Origin of the sequence: Actinocorallia sp. API 0066 (genome assembly GCF_020991275.1) — a bacterium.
Taxonomy (GTDB): domain Bacteria; phylum Actinomycetota; class Actinomycetes; order Streptosporangiales; family Streptosporangiaceae; genus Actinocorallia.
In genome coordinates this window covers 25,107-41,834 of the sequence record NZ_JAJLQY010000017.1, presented here as the reverse complement: position 1 = coordinate 41,834, position 16,728 = coordinate 25,107, and the positions used below count along the sequence as shown (strand labels likewise).

Genomic DNA, 16,728 nt, shown 5'->3' with positions numbered 1-16,728 from the left:
ATCACGGTCACGCCGATGTGACGACCGGTTAACGGTCACGCGGTAGGTTGCCCCTATGGGTGTTGCGATAGTTACGGATTCCTCCGCTTATCTGCCCCCCGAACTCCTCGCCCGGTACGGCATCGGCGTGGTGCCGCTCCAGATCATCATCGGCGGCACCGTCCGGGACGACGGGGTGGACATCACCTCGGCCGACGCGGCCGAGGCACTGCGCTCCTGGCAGCCCGTCTCGACGTCGCGTCCATCGCCGGACAGGTTCGCGCACGCCTACAAGGCGGCGTCCGGCGCGGGGGCGGACGCGATCGTGTCGGTGCATCTGTCGGGCGACATGTCGGGCACGCTGGAGTGCGCCCGGATGGCGGCGGCCGAGGCGCCGGTGCCCGTCGAGGTCGTCGACAGCCGCACCATCGGGATGTCGCTCGGCTTCGCCGCGCTCGCCGGCGCGGAGGCCGCGGAGGCGGGTGCCGGCCTCGCCGAGGTCGCCGCGGTGGTGCGACGCCGGGCGGCGGCCAGCAGCGCGCTGTTCTACGTGGACACCCTCGAACACCTGCGGCGCGGCGGCCGGATCGGCGCGGCGGCGACGCTGCTCGGCTCGGCCCTCATGGTCAAACCGCTCCTCAACCTCGCGGACGGGCGGATCGCTCCACTGGAGAAGGTACGCACGTCGGCGAAGGCGCTGTCGCGGCTGGAGGACCTCGCGGTGTCGCGGGCCGGGACGGAGCCGGTGGACGTCGCGGTGCAGCACGTCGCCGCGTCGTCGCGGGCCGAGAACCTCGCCGACCGGCTGCGCCGCCGCATCCCGTCGCTGCGCACGCTGCACCTGCGCGAGGTAGGGCCGGTCATCGGCGCGCACGTGGGGCCCGGCATGCTCGGCGTCTCGATCGCCCCGCACCCCTAACGCAACCGGTTATCCACAGAATCCGGTTCGGTCGCCCATGACTTCCGGCCGCGTTTTAACGTCGTTCCCATGAACGACACCATTCTTCTCTCGTCCCTCCCGCCGAGCGCCCACCTGCGCTCCGCCCCCACCACCCCCCGCACCCCCTTCCGCCCCCGCGCGCCCAAATCCGGCCTCCGCTGGGACCACTCCCCACCCGCACCCCCCTGGCCCCCTCCGGCAACCCTTCACCCCACCGCGCCGCCTTGGCAGACCCGGAGCCCCTGGCCGCCCCCGTCCGCGCCGCGCACCCCAACGGGCACCTGGTCCCGCCACCCCACCACCCAGGGCCCCCGCCGTGCGGAACCCCCGCACGTGCCCACCCACGCGCGCCCACCCACGGCGACGTTCCCGGGCACCCCACCCCACGGGCTGACCGGCACCGCCCCGACACCCCCATCCGGTGCCCCTCTCTCCACGCGCACCCACACTTTCCCGACACCGCGCAGCTTTCCGGCATCCCACAGCGAGGAGACCATGCGAGCACCCCACACCCCCGACCCGTGGCACTCCGACCCCGACCCATGGCGCTCCGGCCCCGAGTCATCCGGCCGCGTCGTCCCACACGGCCGCCCGGTGCCTCCGGTATCCCTCAGCGAGGGGAGCACGCGTGCCCCCGCTACCGCCGACCCGTGGCACTCCGTGCCCGAGCCGTCCGGCCGCGTCGTCCCGCGCGGCCGTCCGGTATCTCCGGCATCCCACGGTGAAGGGGCCAGACGAACGCCCTCCAGGGCTGACCCGTGGCACTCCGCGCGCGAGCCTTCCGGCAGCGGCGTCCCGCGCGGCCCCGGATCTCCGCCGCCCGGCCCGAGGAGTTATGAGGCGCCGGGAAGCTATGACGCCCCCAGAGGCGTCGGTGTGACGTCCGGGTCGGCGATGGGGATGCGGGGAGGAGAGCCCGAGTCGGAGAAAGGGCTGTGGGCTGAGGATTCCGAGTCGGGGAAGGGGCCCTGGTCGGGGGACGGTGGGGGTTCGGTGCTTCGTCGCAGATCTCCGGAGCGTGCGAGTCGTCTGGGGTTCCCGTCGCGCTCGGCGGTGGCGTCGCTGATGGAACGGCTGGATCCGGGTATCACGGGCGTCCGGGCCCTGGCGTTCGTCGCATTGACGGCGGTCATCGCGACCGGCGTCTTCTTCTGGACCACCCGGCCCGCGTCCGACTCCTACGTCCAGTCCGCCACGGAGGCCCCCGCCACCGCGCCGCCCGATCTTGTCCCCGCCCAGCAGCCGACAGCCGAACTCATCGTCCACGTCGCCGGTAACGTCCGCCGCCCAGGCATCGTCACCCTGTCTCCCGGCTCCCGAGTCCACGAGGCGGTCTCCGCCGCCGGCGGCCTCCGCCCCAAGGCCCAGGTGGGCCCGCTCAACCTCGCCCGCAAGGTCACCGACGGCGAACAGATCACCATAGGCAAACCCCCCACCACCTCAACCACCCCGGCAGCCGCCTCCGACCCAGCCACCCCCACCCCCGTCAACCTCAACACCGCCACCGCCGAAGAACTCCAACGACTCCCCGGCATAGGCCCCGTCCTGGCCCAACGCATCATCGCCCACCGCACCACCCAGGGCCCCTTCCAGTCCCCAGACCAACTCCGCAACGTCACCGGCATAGGCCCCCGCCGCTACGCCGACCTCACCCCCCACATCACCGTCTTATCCCACCCACCCCACCTCAGCCAGACAAGGAAACCCATACGAGCCCAGCCCATCCAGCCCCCACACATTCCAACCCGTCACCCCGCAGCCCCCACCGCCCGATTCCCACACCCCGCCCGCCCACGAGCCCGAACACAAACTCCGCCCCAACCCCCACAGGGAGAGCCATGCGAGCCCAATCCGCCCCCCACACCACCAGCACACACCACGCCCCCGCCCACCCGGCCCCGTCACCCGCCCGCCAAGGGCACGCAAGTTCCAGCGCCGGCCGACGCTTCCGGTGCTTCGCCCGGCCGCAGAGCGGTTCGCCGCCACATCGCGGATTACTCACGCGGCGTCGACAAGCGGTCGAGAACTCCGCTCACCGGACACCAGGTCCGCCGGTGGCTGAGTCGACGGCCCCGAGCCTGGGCCACACGACCGCAGCCGGAGCCAGAGCCCGCCGAGGACACGCGGGTTTCAGCGGCGTGCGATGCTCCGGGCACTTCGCCCGGCGGCCGGGCGGTTCACTGTCGCGTCGCGGATTGCCCGCGCGGGATCCACCGGACGAGTGGCCGCGCCGCGACTCCGCTCACCGACAACCAGGGTCGCTGGTGGCTGAGTCGGCGGCCCGCGAGCTTGGGCCATACGGCCGCAGTCGGAGCCGGAGTCTGCCGAGGGCACGCGGGTTGCGGCGCCGGGCGATGCCTCCGGTGCTTCGCCCGGCGGTAGAGCGGTTCGCCGTGGCGTCGCGGATTACTCATGCGGCGTCGGCGAGCGGTCGAGAACTCTACTTACCGGACGCCAGGGTCGCTGGTGGCTGAGGCGGCGGCCTGTGAGCTTGGGCCAGGCGATCGCTGTCGGAGCCGGAGTCCGCAGGGGGTGCGTGGGGTTTGGGGGCGTGCGATGCTTCCGGGTGCTTTGTCCGGCGGTAGGGCGGTTCGCCGTGGCGGCGCGGATTGCTCACGCGGCGTCGGTGAGTGGTCGCGGCTCCGCTTGCCGGATACCGGGGGTCGCTGGTGGCTGAGTTGGCGGCCTGTGAGCTTGGAGCATGTGATCGGAGTCGGAGTCGGAGTCCGTAGGGGGCACGTGGGTTTCGGTGGTGGGTGATGCTTCCGGGTGTTTCGCTCGGCGGTAGGGCGGTTCGTTGTCGCGTCGCGGGTTGCGCGCGTGGGATCGACCGGGCGAGTGGTCGCCGACTTCGCTCACCGACAACCGGGGTTGCCGGTTCGTTGTTGCGGCGTGGATGGTTCATGCGGCGTCGGTGAGTGGTCTCGGCTCTGCTTGCCGGATATCAGGGGTGCTGGCGGCTGAGTCGGTGGTCCCCGAGGCTCGGCCAGACGACCGCAGGTGGGGGCCAGAGGTAGCGTCCAGCTACTTGGTTCGTTCGCGGACGAAAGCTGGTCGCGGGAGGGCGTTACAGGGGCCGGTGGTTGAGGTGTGAGCAGGGGTGTCCTGTCTCTGTACCGGGTGGGTGTTGTTGGGTTCTGTGCTCGGTACCTGGCGGGGGACGGGAGGCGGTTGGGTGGGGTGGCTTGCGGGTGGGGTTGAGCAGGGAGGTGGAGGGGTTGTGGGTGGGTGGGGCAGGGCTTGGGGTGGGAGGAGGGGGTCTGTGAGTGGGGGTGGGAGGGACTGGGGTGTGGGCGTTGGGTGGAGGAGGGGTTCTGTGGGTGGGGTTGAGAGGGGAGGGGCTGTGGGTGGGGAGGGAGAGGGGGGTGGGGTGGATTTGGGGTTGGCGGGGGTGGCGGTTGGGGTTTGGGGGGTGGCGGTGGGGTTGGGGTGGGTTGGGTGGGGGTGGGGGGCGGTTCTGGTGGGGGGTGTGCTGGGGGTGGGGGGATTGGTGGGGGTTTTTCGGGGGTGGGGGGTGGTGGGTGGGGTTTTGGTGGTGGGGGCGGCTTGTGCGGTGGGGGTGGGGGTTCGGGTGGAGAGGGTGGAGGGGTCGGTGGTGCGGGGGGTGGCGGAGAGGGAGGGGGTGGCGGAGGTGGAGATCGTGGTGACTCGGGAGGGGCGGAGGACGGGGAAGGGGGTTGTTGTGGTGGAGGGGAGGGCTGAGTGGGTGGGGGTGGATGTGGGGAAGACGGGGCGGGTTGGAGTGGCGGAGAAGGTTGGAGTGGGTGGGGGGACGGCGGAGGGGGTTGGGGTGGGTGGGGGGACGGTGAAAGGGGTTGGGGTGGGTGGGGGGACGGTGGATCGGGTGGGGGTTGTGGTTTTGGCGGTGGAGAGGGGTGGGGGGGTTGGGGGGTGGGAGAGGGTGCGGGTGGGGGAGAGGGTTCGGGGGGTGGGGAAGTTTGTGGTGGGGGGTGGGGCGTTTGTGGGGGCGGTGGTGTTGGCTCGGGGGGAGGCGGTGGTGGTGGGGGAAGCTCGAGGGGTGTTGCGGTGGGCGGAGGGGGTGCGGGAGGGGTTGCGGGGGGCGGTTTCTGGGATGGGGGAGGGGCCTCGGGGGGTGGTGCCCGGGATGGTGGTGGGGGATGTGTCTCGGTTGTCGGTGGAGATTCATGAGGAGTTCCGGGCGGCCGGGCTGGTGCACTGCCTTGTGGTGAGTGGGGCGAACTTCTCGTTGTTGACGGCGGCGGTGCTGTGGGTCGGGAGGTGGGTTGGGCTCGGGGTGCGGGGTGGCGTGGTGGCGGCGGGGGTGGTCGGGGTGGGGTTCTTTCTTGTGGTGGGCGGGGAGCCGAGTGTGCTGCGGGCGGCGGTGATGGGGGCGATCGGGCTGTTCGCGCTGTTCACCGGGCGGGAGCGGCAGGGGGTGGCGGCGCTCTCCGGGGCCGTCATCGTGCTGATGCTGGTGGACCCGGCGCTGGCCGGTTCGTATGGGTTCGTCCTGTCGGTGACGGCGACGGCCGGGCTGCTGGTGCTCGGGCCCCGCATCCGGGACTGGCTGCGGGCGCGGGGGCTGTCGCGCGGGCTGAGCGAGGCCGTCGCGGTGCCGCTCGCCGCGCAACTCGCGGTCGGGCCGGTCCTGGTGCTGATGTCGGGCGAGGTGGGACTCGCGGCGGTGCCCGCGAACGTGCTGGCCGCGCCGGGCATCGCGGTGACGACGGTCTGCGGGGTCGTCGCCGCGGCGGTCGCGCCGTTCTGGGCGGACGGGGCGCGCTGGGCGGCGACGCCGGCCGGATGGGCCGCCTCCTGGGTGATCGCGGTCGCGGACGCCTTCGCGGCCCTGCCCTACCCGACGCTGCCATGGCCGGGCGGGCTCGGCGGCGCGCTGCTGCTGGCCGTGGCGAGCGCCGTCGCGGTGGCGGCGGTCCGGCTCCGGTGGGCGCGGCGGCTCGCGGCGGCAGCGCTGGCCGGGGTGCTGGTGGCGGCGCTCGCGGTGCGCGTCACCGCGCCCGGATGGCCGCCGCCCGGCTGGCGCTTCGTCGCGTGCGACGTCGGGCAGGGCGACGCGCTGGTGCTGTGGGCGGCACCGGGCCGCGCCGTCGTCGTCGACGCGGGGCCCGACCCGGCGCTCGTGGACGGCTGCCTGCGCCGTCTCGGCGTCCGCGAGGTGCCGCTCGTCGTCGTCACCCACCCGCACGCCGACCACCTCGCCGGGCTGCCCGGCGTGCTGCGCGGCCGCCGCACCACCGCCCTCGTGCACAGCCCCCTCAGCCCCCGCACCGCCGAACACCGCGCCGCCTTCGCGCGGGCGGGTGGGCCGGGGTTGGTCGGGGCGGTGTTGGGGGCTCGGTGGACGCGGGGGGAGGTGACGGTCGAGGTGATCGGGCCTCGGGTGGGGGTGCCGTTGGCGGGGGACGCGGACGGGACGGCGGTGAACAACGCGAGCGTGGTGCTGGTGGCCCGGTGGAAGGGGCTGACGGTGCTGCTGGCGGGGGATCTGGAGGAGGAGGCGCAGCGGGCGCTGCGGGGGAGGGTGCCACGGATCGACGTGTTGAAGGTCCCGCACCACGGAAGCGCGCGGCAGGAGGCGGAGTTCCTCAGGGAGGGGGCGCCGAAGGTGGCGGTGATCTCGGTCGGGGGCGACAACACGTACGGGCATCCCGCCGCGCGCACGCTCGGCATGCTGCGGCACACCCGCGTCTACCGGACGGACCTGCACGGGGACGTCGCCGTCTCCCTCGACGGCACCCGAGTCACCGTGACGACGGGCAGACGATGACGGATGAGCGTCTCCCTGGACGGCACCCGCGTCACCGTCTGGGCGGGAGGGGGAGACGGGGAAGTGGGCTGGGGCAGGGTGGGGGTGGTGGCATTCTGGGGGGGTGGACTTGGTGACGGTGGTCGTGGGGGACGAGGAGCTGCTCGTGGAGCGGGCGGTGGGGGAGATCGTCGGGGAGGCGCGGCGACGGGAGCCGGACACCGAGGTCGTGGATCTGGTGCCGTCCGGGATGGAGCTCGGCCGGTTGCAGGAGCTGACGTCGCCGTCGCTGTTCGGCGGCGGCAAGGTCATCGTGGTCCGCGCCGCGCAGGACCTCGGCAAGGACCTGGCCGCCGAGGTGACCGGCTATGTGAAGTCCCCCGCCGACGACATCGTGTTCGTGCTCGTGCACGCGGGCGGCGTCAAGGGCAAGGCGCTGCTTGAGGCGTGGACGAAGGCGGGCGCCCGCAAGATCACCTGCCCGAAGGTCACCAAGGCGGGCGAGCGGCTCGACTTCCTGCGCGCCGAGATCCGCCGACTCGGCGGCTCGATCGGCGCGACGGCGGCCCAGCAGCTCCTCGACGCGGTCGGCACCGACCTGCGGGAGATCGCCGCGGCCTGCTCCCAGCTCGTCTCCGACACCGGCGGCAAGATCAACGACGCGGCCGTCGCCCGCTACCACCGGGGCAGGGCGGAGGTCTCCGGCTTCACCGTGGCGGACGCCGCGGTGGAGGGACGGTTGGGTGAGGCGCTGGAGCAACTGCGTTGGGCGCTCGACACAGGGGTCGCCGCCGTGCTCGTCAACAGCGCGCTGGCGCAGGGGGTGCGCGGCCTGGCGAAGGTCAACGGGGCGCGTGGCAAGAGTTTCGCCCTCGCCAAGGAGCTGGGCATGCCGCCGTGGAAGATCGAGCGGCTCCAGAGGCAGGTCCGCGGCTGGTCGCCGGACGGGATAGCGCGCGCGCTCATCGTCGTCGCGGAGACGGACGCCGCGGTGAAGGGCGGGGCCGCCGATCCGGCTTACGCCCTGGAGCGCGCGGTACAGGAGATCGTCGCAGCGAGAGCCGCCCGCTGACGTGCGGAGATTCTCAGTTCCGGACGCGGGTGGGACGCGACACGGTCTCGTTGTCCAAGAAACGGTTGCGGCCGGTTCGCGGGCTGGACAAGGTGGAGTCATGGGAGAGGCGAGGCTCGGGGTGGACCTCGGGCGTGTGGTGGTCGGGGCCAACCGGAACGCGGACGGGCGGGTGTTCCTCGACGATCCGCGGCGGATGCCGTTGATCGAGGGCGCGTTCGAGGTGCTGCCGCGTCTCGTGGAACGCTTCAACGGCCGGGCGTGGGTGATCTCGCGGATCAGCGAGGAGGCCGAGCCGCTGTCGCTGGCGTGGCTGGAGCACCACGACTTCTACGGCAGGACGGGCATTCCACGCGACCGCATCAGGTACTGCCGCCTCCGTGAGGAGAAGGCGCCGCACTGCGCGGAGCTCGGCATCACGCACATGATCGACGACCGGATGGACGTGCACCGGGCGATCCGCGACGTGGTGCCGTACCGCTACCTGTTCGGCCCGCAGGAGGAGCCGGCTCCGGACTGGGTGATCCCGACCCTGACGTGGCGGGACGTCGAAGAGGCCATCGGCTACCCCTGACCGGGCGGCCCTGACGGGCTATCCCTGGCCGGTGGGCCCTGTCTGTTCGGGCACGAACCCGGCGACGTCGAGGTAGCGCGGCGGGACGTGCCCGGTGAGCCACACGCCGTTGTCGGTGACCTGGAACAGGTGCCCGTCGGCGGCCATCCGTGCCGCGTCCACCTCGAGGACGACGGGACGGCCCCGGCGTGCCCCCACCCGCCGCGCGGTCGGCACGTCGGGTGACAGGTGGACGGCGTGCCGCGCCATCGGCCGCAGCCCGTCCCGGAAGATCGTGGGCAGTGCCGCGCCGACCGTCCCGTGGTAGAGGACGTCGGGTGGCGGCGCCGACGGCAGTTCGAGGTCCACGGTGATGGTGTGGCCCTGGCTCGCCCGGATGCGCAGCCCGTCGGGGGAGAGCGCGAACCGCCGTTTGTCGTTGCGGGCGACGACTTCGAGCAGTTCGTCCTCGGTGAGCGCCATCCGGTGGCGGCGGCAGGCCGCGAGGAGGTCGACGACGTCGACCCAGCCCGCCCTGTCCGGCCGGAGCCCGATCCGTTCGGGCTGGTGGCGCAGGTGCCGGGAGAGGTATTTGGAGACCTTGATGATTCGCTGTTCGTCCATGCGTCTTTGAGCCTAGGACGGAACGCCGGGTGCGCGCATCTCGGAAAAAACACAACGGACCGCCCGCATCTTGTGCGAACGGTCCGAAAAGAGCCGGAAGGGTCCGGCTTACTTGGCGAGCGCGGCGGCCTGCTTGGCGATGGCCGACTTGCGGTTCGCCGCCTGGTTCTTGTGGATGACGCCCTTGCTGACGGCCTTGTCCAGCTTGCGGCTGGCGTGGCGCAGCGCGGTCTGGGTCGCCTCGGCGTCGCCCGCGGCGGCGGCCTCGCGGAACCTGCGGATGGCCGACTTCAGCTCGGTCTTGACCGCCTTGTTGCGCAGCCGCGCCTTCTCGTTCTGCTTGTTCCGCTTGATCTGGGACTTGATGTTCGCCACTGAAGGAAGCCTCGATTGGGTGTCAACGTACGGATGGGGCGCGGAGATCCGGCAGCCGGTCGGATCTGCGGGTACGGAGACACACGCACCCACACACGCAGAAACGTAAGGGTACCAATGTCCGCGCCCGACCCCCAACCCGGTGGGCGGCCCCTGCCGGAGCATGGGCGTGGACATGGGACCATGGAAGGCGTAGGTCTCGACGTCAACCTAGGATCCGCGTGCCGCCCGTACCGAACCACACCGATCCCGCAGTGATCCGCAACTTCTGCATCATCGCGCACATCGACCACGGCAAGTCCACCCTGGCAGACCGCATGCTGCAGCTGACGGGGGTCGTCGACGACCGCTCCATGCGGGCCCAGTACCTGGACCGGATGGACATCGAGCGGGAACGCGGCATCACGATCAAGTCGCAGGCGGTCCGGCTGCCGTGGGACGGCCATGTGCTGAACATGATCGACACTCCGGGCCACGTCGACTTCTCCTACGAGGTGTCCCGGTCGCTCGCGGCCTGTGAGGGCGCGATCCTGCTGGTGGACGCCGCGCAGGGCATCGAGGCGCAGACGCTGGCGAACCTGTACATGGCGATCGAGGCGGACCTGCACATCATCCCGGTCCTGAACAAGATCGACCTGCCCGCGGCGCAGCCGGACAAGGTGGCGGAGGAGATCTCCGGCCTGATCGGCTGCGACCCGGCGGACGTGCTGCGCGTCTCGGGCAAGACGGGCGCGGGCGTGCCGGAGCTGCTCGACAAGATCGTCGCGGAGGTCCCGGCGCCCGTGGGCGACGCGGACGCGCCGGCCCGCGCGCTGATCTTCGACTCGGTCTACGACACCTACCGGGGCGTCGTCACCTACGTCAGGGTGGTGGACGGCAGGATCACCCGCCGCGAGAAGTCGCTGATGATGTCCACGGGCGCCGCGCACGACACCCTGGAGGTCGGGGTGATCTCGCCGGAGCCGATCTCCACCGAGGGCCTCGGCGTGGGCGAGGTCGGCTACCTGATCTCGGGCGTCAAGGACGTCAGGCAGGCCCGTGTGGGCGACACGGTGACGATGGCCTCGCGTCCGGCCCCCGAGGCGCTCGGCGGCTACGACAACCCCAGGCCGATGGTGTACTCGGGCCTGTACCCGATCGACGGCGACGACTACCCGTTGCTGCGCGACGCGCTCGACAAGCTCCGCCTCAACGACGCGGCCCTGGTCTACGAGCCCGAGACGTCGCTCGCGCTCGGCTTCGGCTACCGCTGCGGCTTCCTCGGCCTGCTGCACATGGAGATCGTCAGGGAGCGGCTGGAGCGCGAGTTCAACCTGGCGCTGATCTCGACGGCCCCGAGCGTCATCTACCGGGTCGTCATGGAGAACGGCGAGGAGCACACCGTCACCAACCCGAGCGAGTACCCGGCGGACGGCAGGATCGCCCACGTGTACGAGCCGGTCGTCCGGGCGACGGTGCTGACGCCGAGCGAGTTCATCGGCACGATCATGGAGCTGTGCCAGGGCCGCCGCGGCGTCCTGCAGGGCATGGACTACCTGTCCGAGGACCGTGTGGAGATCAAGTACACGCTGCCGCTCGGTGAGATCATCTTCGACTTCTTCGACCAGTTGAAGTCCCGTACCCGTGGTTACGCCAGCCTCGACTACGACCCGTCGGGCGAGCAGGAGTCCAAGCTCGTCAAGGTGGACATCCTGCTGCAGGGTGAGTCGGTGGACGCGTTCAGCCAGATCGTGCACGCCGACAAGGCGCGCGAGTACGGCCTGATGATGACGACGAAGCTCAAGGAGCTGATCCCGCGCCAGCAGTACGAGGTGCCGATCCAGGCCGCGATCGGCGCCCGGGTGATCGCCCGCGAGAACATCCGCGCGATCCGGAAGGACGTTCTCGCCAAGTGCTATGGCGGTGACATCTCCCGTAAGCGCAAGCTCTTGGAGAAGCAGAAGGAGGGCAAGAAGAAGATGAAGACGATCGGGCGGGTCGACGTCCCCCAGGAAGCCTTCGTCGCCGCCCTCTCCACCGGCTCCTCGGCCGACAAGCCCAAGAAATGAGCTGACGTGATGAGCGGCCCCGCCTGGGACCCCAACGACCCCTACCGCCAGCAGCCCACCCAGCCCCCGTTCCCGGGCGCGGGCGCCGGCCCCGGCCCCGGCCCCGGCCCGTACGGGCAGCCGACGTATCCGGGCGGCTACCAGCCGCCGGGTCCCGGCCCGGCGCCGGGCGGCCCGTACGTGCCCGGCCAGCAGCCCTACGGCGGTTACGGCGCGCCGGTGTCGCCGTCGGACGAGCGGCTGTGGTCGATCGCCTCGCATCTGGGCCAGCTCGTCTTCGGGTTCCTGGTGCCGCTGGTCGTCTACCTGGTCTACAAGGACAGGTCGACGTTCATCAGGTGGCACTCGGCGCAGGCGCTGAACCTGGCGATCACCGCGATCGGATGGTCGGTGGTGATCGGGATCGTCGCGATCGTCACGTTCGGGCTCGGCGCGCTGCTGTACTTCCCGTTCGCGCTGCTGGAACTGGTCTTCCTGGTGCTGGCCGCGGTCGGCGCGTCGCGCGGCGAGTGGTACGCGTTCCCGAAGGCGCTGGCCTACCCGCTGGTCAAGTGAGTCGGCGGGGCGGGTTTGCGCCCGCCCCCGCAGGTGGGATGCATCGGGCATGGACGAACTCGTGCCGGGCGGCTCGCTGATCACGGACACGCCCGAGGAGGGCAGGGCGCTGGCGATCGAGATGGCGACGCGGACGCTGCTGCGGTTGCGCCCGGAGGCCGAGCCGCGGGTCAGCGGCGAGGTCGTCGCCGCCGAGTTCGCGACGATCGCGGCGGCGAACCACTACTGGCGCGGCCCGTCGTGGAAGCGCGCCTACCGCCCGGATCGCGGCGACAGGTACGGGTGACGCCGGGCCCGTTTGGCTGTCGCCCGCCGCAGGGAATCTCTCCGCCATGACCGATCTCAAGGCGCTCGCGGACGAGCATCTGGCCAAGGCCAAGTCCGACAAGAACGGGCGCAGCGCCCATCTGTTCCTGCATGACGGCCCGCTGCGCCAGGCGGTGATCGCGCTGTCGGAGGGCGCCCGGCTGGAGGAGCACGCCGCGCCCCCGGCGGCCAGCCTGCAGGTCCTCGCGGGACGGGTGAGGATCACCGCCGACGGGGGTGACATCGAGGTCGGTGAAGGCGGGGTCACGAGGATCCCGCACGAGCGGCACGGGGTGACGGCGCTCAGCGACGCCGTGGTGGTGCTGACGACGGTCACCGGCGTCGAGCTCCCGTGATCGGATCGAGTCCCACCCAATCCGCGTGATCCCGTGGTGACGATGCGTCGGCGGGTGAAGACTGTCCGTCGTGGGTCACACTCTTTTGCACCAGATGCTCGCCGCCGACCTTGTGGTGCCGCTGATGGTCGCCGAACCCGGCGGCCTGCGGACGGCGATGGGCACCGCGGCCCGGCTCGGCGACGGCACACTCGTCCCGTCCGACCTGATGATCGTGCCGGACGGCGCGGGCGGCGCCTACCTGGACGGGGCGCCGCTGCTGGCGGTCGAGGTCGTCTCGGAGGCGTCCAGGGTCCGTGACTTCGGCGCCAAGATGGTCCTGTACGCGGGCGCGGGGGTGCCCTGGTACTGGGTCGTCGATCCGGGACGTGGCTGTGCCGGGCCCGGAGAGGGCGTGCGCGTCCACGTGTTCCGGCTGGACGGGCACGGCTACACGCGGGTCGCGTCCGTCGGGTGGGGCGAGGCGGTGCGGCTCACCGAACCGTTCGAGATCGAGATCCGGCCGGACGCGCTGTTCCGGGGCCTTCCGGCGTGGCGCGGCCCGGTCGAGGGAGCGCACATGTCCTCTGCCAACGGGCCCGACCTGCCCGCCGCCGACGAGGCGTTCGACGTCGCCGCCTTCTTCCGCCGCTGGCCGACCGGCGCGGAGAAGATCGAGCTGCACGACGGCAGCCCCGTCTTCTACGGCCGGTGGGACGAGCGGGACGTCGCCACCGCGCAGCGCGCCTATCCGGGCCGGGTCATCCGGCTCGACCAGCCGCCGGGCGAGCCGGGCACCCTGACGGTGCTGCCCGCCGCTCCCGGCCGCGCCCTTCCGCCGTTCCTCCAGGGCACCTGACGCGGTCGGGCCGGCCCGAGCACGGGCCGGGCGCTGCGAGACTGGGGGCATGCCCGCCACGCTGCCCGAAGGGGATCCGGTACCCGTCGACGGCTCGCTGCCCGGCTCGGCCCTGGCCGGGTTGGGGGAGCGGCCGTTCGGCTTCTACGTCCACGTCCCGTTCTGTGTGACGCGCTGCGGCTACTGCGACTTCAACACCTACACGGCGCAGGAGTTGGGGCCGGGCGCGTCCCGGGCGTCCTACGCCGACACGGTGATCGGGGAGATCCGGCTGGCACGGCGCGTCCTGGGCGGCGTGGAGCTGCCGGTGCAGACGGTCTTTGTGGGCGGTGGCACCCCGACCCTGCTGCCGCCCGGCGATCTCGGCCGGATCCTCGCCGCGGTCGACGCCGAGTTCGGGCTCGCGAGGGGCGCCGAGGTGACGACCGAGGCGAACCCCGAGACGGTCGACAGGGCCTATCTGGACGGCCTGCGCGCGTCGGGCTTCACCCGGATCTCCTACGGGATGCAGAGCGCCCGTGCGCACGTCCTGGCGGCCCTGGACCGCACGCACACGCCCGCGCGGGTGCCGCTCGTCGTCCGGGAGGCCAGGGCGGCGGGGTTCGGGCACGTCAACCTTGACCTGATCTACGGCACGCCGGGCGAATCGGACGACGACTGGCGGGCCTCCCTGGAGGCGGCGCTGGAGGCCGGGCCCGACCACGTCTCGGCGTACGCGCTGATCGTGGAGGAGGGGACGAAGCTCGCCGCGCAGGTGAGACGCGGCGAGCTGGACGAGCCGGACGACGACGCCATGGCCGACCGCTACCTGATGGCCGACGAACTCCTGGGCTCCGCCGGAATGTCCTGGTACGAGCTGTCCAACTGGGCGCGTCCGGGCGGCGAGTGCGCGCACAACGTCCTGTACTGGAAGGGCGCCGACTGGTGGGGCGCCGGGCCCGGCGCGCACAGCCACGTGGGCGGCACCCGGTGGTGGAACGTCAAGCACCCCGCCGCCTACGCCGCCCGCCTGGCCCAGGGGCAGACGCCCGCCCACGCCCGCGAGATCCTCAACGAGGAGACGCGCAAGGTCGAGCGGATCCTCCTGGAGATCCGCCTACGCGAGGGCTGCCCGCTCGGCCTCCTGGACGCGGAGGCCGTCAAGGAGCAGGAGGCGCGCGGCCTCGTCGAGCGCAGGGACGGCAACGCCGTCCTCACCCTCAGGGGCCGTCTCCTCGCCGACGCGGTGGTCCGCGACCTCACTTGATGAGCGGCCAGGCCACCAGCGCGGGCAGTTTGTGCCAGGCCCCCCGGTTGACGCGGGTCGCGCTGAAGACGACAAGGCCCATCGCCAGGGCGACCCACCCGTAGGCGACCCACTGGAGCACCGGGAACCACTGGGTGAGGAACAGCGACACCGACACCCCGATCCCGGTGGTGAGCGCCAGGTTGAGCGCCTGGCGGCCGTGGTGGCGGGCGTAGGCCGAGCGCCGCTTCTTCGTCACGTACACGTACGCGGGAGGCAGCGCCCACAGGAGGAACTGGCCGATGTAGGCGGTGAGCGCCCACTGGCGCTCGTCGGGGGTGGTGGGGCCGTCGACGTATCCGGCGTTGAAGCCGTCGGGCAGGCGGACGGTCGGGGTGGGCTGGGGACGGTTGCGGCGGGCCACGGGTGTCACTCCTCGGGAGCGGTGACGAAGTCGATCAGTTCTTCGACGCGTCCGAGCAGCTCCGGTTCCAGATCGGCGTAAGTACGTACCGATCCGAGAATGCGGCGCCAGGCCGCCCGGGTGTCTCCGGGCCAGCCGAGCCGGGCGCAGACGCCTTCCTTCCAGTCGAACCCCTTGGGGACCTCGGGCCACGCCCGGATGCCCAGGGCCGACGGCTTCACGGCCTGCCACACGTCGATGTAGGGGTGCCCGCAGATGAGCACATGGGGGCTGGTGATCCGGGCCGCGATCCGCGACTCCTTGGAGCCCGGCACGAGGTGGTCCACCAGGACGCCGAGGCGCCTTCCGGGACCCGGCTCGAACTCCTCCACGATGAGGGGCAGGTCGTCGATCCCTTCCAGGAACTCCACGGCGACACCCTCGACCCGTAGGTCGTGGCCCCAGATCCGCTCCACCAGCTCGGCGTCGTGCACGCCCTCGACGTAGATCCGGCTCTCCCGGGCCACCCGCGCGCGGTGCCCTTGCACCGCGATGGACCCGGACGCGCTGCGCGGCGGCCCCGTCTGCTTGGGGACGGGACGGACGAGGGTGACGGGCCTGCCGTCGATGAGGAACCCGGCGTGGGCGAGGGGGAAGACGCGGCGCTTGCCGAACCTGTCCTCCAGGGTGACCTCGTCCTTGCCGCAGGCGACGACCGCGCCGCAGAACCCGCTGTCGGGGTCCTCCACGACGAGATCACGTTCGGCCGGAACCTCCGGGATGGTCCCCTTCCTGGGGAGCCGCCAGTTCCCGGCCAGCACGTCCTGTCCATAGTCCTTGCTGCGCACGTCCCGACCCTAACCCGCGCGGGCCGGGCGGCGAATCACCCAGCAGAACTCATTCCCACGGGGGAGCCAGTTGCGCGTGCCCCCGCCGCACGGCCTGGAGGAGCCGGAGCGGGTCGTAGGGCCAGTCGTGGGCGGTGAGCGCCTGGACGGGGTCCAGGCCCGCGTCGAACGTCTCCCGGACGCCGTGGGCGACCGCCGCGACGGCGTCCCGCTGCCGGGCCGTGAACGCGCGGTCCACCGGCTCCCCGTGCCCCGGCACGATCACCTCGGGCCGGAGGTCGAGCAGCCGCGTCAGGGTGAGCGGCCAGTCCAGGGGGAAGCTGTCGCCTCCGTAGGCGGGCGGGCCCGACTCCTCCACGAGGTCGCCCGCGAACAGGACCCCTGCGTCGGGCACCTGGACGACGAGGTCGTGCCCGGTGTGGCCGCGCCCCAGGTGGTGGATCTCCACGAGCCGGTCGCCGAGGTCGATGACCGCGGTGCCCGAGACCGTCTGGGTGGGGGCGGGCACCTCGGTTCCGGCGACGCTCCGCGCCCAGTCCGGGTCGTCGGCGGCCATCGTGATCCAGACCTCGCGCCTCAGGTACTCCGGAAGGCCCGCGTGGCCCCAGAACAGCCCGGTGAAAGCGGCGTTCCCGAAGCAGTGGTCAAAATGCCCGTGGGTGGTGACCACCGCGACCGGTTCGCCGACGCCGAGCGCGCGCAGTTCCGCCCGCAGTTCCCAGCCCTCGGCCGGGGACGCCCCGGTGTCGACGAGCACGGTGCCGAGCCGTCCCGTGACGACGCCCACGGTCACGTCGAACCTGCCGTGGCGGCGGCGGAAACAGCGATCGGCGACCTCTTCCCAGGACATGCCCCAGACTCTCGCACATCGAGTTCTC

16 protein-coding genes are annotated in these 16,728 nt (G+C 72.1%); 11 read left to right on the top strand and 5 right to left on the bottom strand.

Features of this window, described 5'->3' with window-relative positions; genetic code table 11:
* The first annotated feature begins 55 nt into the window (after positions 1-55).
* From LO762_RS30890 to LO762_RS30865, 5 genes are all read left to right on the top strand, one after another.
* Positions 56-898 carry a DegV family protein gene (locus tag LO762_RS30890; RefSeq protein ID WP_230619776.1) on the top strand — a complete coding sequence of 281 codons (843 nt, stop codon included), beginning with the start codon at positions 56-58 and terminating at the stop codon, positions 896-898.
* Between the two features lie 69 nt (positions 899-967).
* Complete coding sequence (locus tag LO762_RS33785) at positions 968-3,301, top strand: helix-hairpin-helix domain-containing protein (protein ID WP_308104852.1); 2,334 nt, start codon at positions 968-970, stop codon at positions 3,299-3,301.
* A 1,690-nt stretch (positions 3,302-4,991) separates the two neighbouring features.
* A complete protein-coding gene (locus LO762_RS30875; RefSeq protein ID WP_308104850.1) occupies positions 4,992-6,668 on the top strand; it encodes a ComEC/Rec2 family competence protein in 1,677 nt (558 codons plus the stop codon).
* A 103-nt stretch (positions 6,669-6,771) separates the two neighbouring features.
* Positions 6,772-7,719 (top strand): DNA polymerase III subunit delta, encoded by a 948-nt coding sequence (gene holA, locus LO762_RS30870; RefSeq protein ID WP_230619774.1) that lies wholly within the window; start codon positions 6,772-6,774, stop codon positions 7,717-7,719.
* A 100-nt stretch (positions 7,720-7,819) separates the two neighbouring features.
* Entirely contained in the window at positions 7,820-8,293 is a 474-nt protein-coding gene (locus tag LO762_RS30865; RefSeq protein WP_230619773.1) for a hypothetical protein, read from the top strand.
* 18 nt (positions 8,294-8,311) lie between these two features.
* On the opposite strand, the gene LO762_RS30860 is transcribed toward LO762_RS30865, so the two are convergent.
* Together LO762_RS30860 and rpsT are read right to left on the bottom strand one after the other, a co-directional pair.
* Positions 8,312-8,896, bottom strand: a complete 585-nt coding sequence (locus tag LO762_RS30860) for an RNA 2'-phosphotransferase (protein WP_230619772.1) — start codon at positions 8,894-8,896, stop codon at positions 8,312-8,314.
* A 108-nt stretch (positions 8,897-9,004) separates the two neighbouring features.
* Positions 9,005-9,271, bottom strand: a complete 267-nt coding sequence (gene rpsT, locus LO762_RS30855; protein ID WP_230619771.1) for a 30S ribosomal protein S20 — start codon at positions 9,269-9,271, stop codon at positions 9,005-9,007.
* 221 nt (positions 9,272-9,492) lie between these two features.
* Here rpsT and lepA point away from each other — a divergent pair, with 221 nt between their 5' ends.
* The 6 genes from lepA (at position 9,493) to hemW (ending at position 14,620) form a co-directional block, all read left to right on the top strand.
* Positions 9,493-11,319 carry a translation elongation factor 4 gene (gene lepA / locus LO762_RS30850; RefSeq protein ID WP_230619770.1) on the top strand — a complete coding sequence of 609 codons (1,827 nt, stop codon included), beginning with the start codon at positions 9,493-9,495 and terminating at the stop codon, positions 11,317-11,319.
* A gap of 9 nt (positions 11,320-11,328) precedes the next feature.
* Positions 11,329-11,874: a DUF4870 domain-containing protein gene (locus LO762_RS30845; RefSeq protein WP_230619769.1), complete on the top strand. Its 546-nt coding sequence runs from the start codon at positions 11,329-11,331 to the stop codon at positions 11,872-11,874.
* Positions 11,875-11,923: 49 nt separating this feature from the next.
* Positions 11,924-12,160 (top strand): hexameric tyrosine-coordinated heme protein, encoded by a 237-nt coding sequence (locus tag LO762_RS30840; RefSeq protein WP_230619768.1) that lies wholly within the window; start codon positions 11,924-11,926, stop codon positions 12,158-12,160.
* Between the two features lie 46 nt (positions 12,161-12,206).
* Complete coding sequence (locus LO762_RS30835) at positions 12,207-12,536, top strand: cupin (protein WP_230619767.1); 330 nt, start codon at positions 12,207-12,209, stop codon at positions 12,534-12,536.
* A 70-nt stretch (positions 12,537-12,606) separates the two neighbouring features.
* Complete coding sequence (locus LO762_RS30830) at positions 12,607-13,374, top strand: Uma2 family endonuclease (protein ID WP_230619766.1); 768 nt, start codon at positions 12,607-12,609, stop codon at positions 13,372-13,374.
* Between the two features lie 49 nt (positions 13,375-13,423).
* Positions 13,424-14,620 (top strand): radical SAM family heme chaperone HemW, encoded by a 1,197-nt coding sequence (gene hemW / locus LO762_RS30825; protein ID WP_230619765.1) that lies wholly within the window; start codon positions 13,424-13,426, stop codon positions 14,618-14,620.
* On the opposite strand, the gene LO762_RS30820 is transcribed toward hemW, so the two are convergent.
* From LO762_RS30820 to LO762_RS30810, 3 genes are read right to left on the bottom strand one after another with little or no spacing between them, the layout of a single operon-like run.
* Positions 14,613-15,023: a DUF4870 domain-containing protein gene (locus LO762_RS30820; protein WP_230619764.1), complete on the bottom strand. Its 411-nt coding sequence runs from the start codon at positions 15,021-15,023 to the stop codon at positions 14,613-14,615. The genes hemW and LO762_RS30820 overlap by 8 nt on opposite strands.
* Positions 15,024-15,028: 5 nt before the next feature.
* Positions 15,029-15,850 (bottom strand): DUF3097 domain-containing protein, encoded by an 822-nt coding sequence (locus LO762_RS30815; RefSeq protein WP_230619763.1) that lies wholly within the window; start codon positions 15,848-15,850, stop codon positions 15,029-15,031.
* A gap of 49 nt (positions 15,851-15,899) precedes the next feature.
* Positions 15,900-16,700 carry an MBL fold metallo-hydrolase gene (locus tag LO762_RS30810; protein ID WP_230619762.1) on the bottom strand — a complete coding sequence of 267 codons (801 nt, stop codon included), beginning with the start codon at positions 16,698-16,700 and terminating at the stop codon, positions 15,900-15,902.
* Between the last annotated feature and the right edge of the window lie 28 nt (positions 16,701-16,728).

Coding starts and splice junctions, on each gene's coding strand:
- LO762_RS30890 (WP_230619776.1), top strand. CDS start 56: ATGGGTGTTGCGATAGTTACGGATTCCTCCGCTTATCTGCCCCCCGAA.
- LO762_RS33785 (WP_308104852.1), top strand. CDS start 968: ATGAACGACACCATTCTTCTCTCGTCCCTCCCGCCGAGCGCCCACCTG.
- LO762_RS30875 (WP_308104850.1), top strand. CDS start 4,992: ATGGGGGAGGGGCCTCGGGGGGTGGTGCCCGGGATGGTGGTGGGGGAT.
- LO762_RS30865 (WP_230619773.1), top strand. CDS start 7,820: ATGGGAGAGGCGAGGCTCGGGGTGGACCTCGGGCGTGTGGTGGTCGGG.
- LO762_RS30860 (WP_230619772.1), bottom strand. CDS start 8,896: ATGGACGAACAGCGAATCATCAAGGTCTCCAAATACCTCTCCCGGCAC.
- LO762_RS30845 (WP_230619769.1), top strand. CDS start 11,329: ATGAGCGGCCCCGCCTGGGACCCCAACGACCCCTACCGCCAGCAGCCC.
- LO762_RS30840 (WP_230619768.1), top strand. CDS start 11,924: ATGGACGAACTCGTGCCGGGCGGCTCGCTGATCACGGACACGCCCGAG.
- LO762_RS30835 (WP_230619767.1), top strand. CDS start 12,207: ATGACCGATCTCAAGGCGCTCGCGGACGAGCATCTGGCCAAGGCCAAG.
- hemW (WP_230619765.1), top strand. CDS start 13,424: ATGCCCGCCACGCTGCCCGAAGGGGATCCGGTACCCGTCGACGGCTCG.
- LO762_RS30810 (WP_230619762.1), bottom strand. CDS start 16,700: ATGTCCTGGGAAGAGGTCGCCGATCGCTGTTTCCGCCGCCGCCACGGC.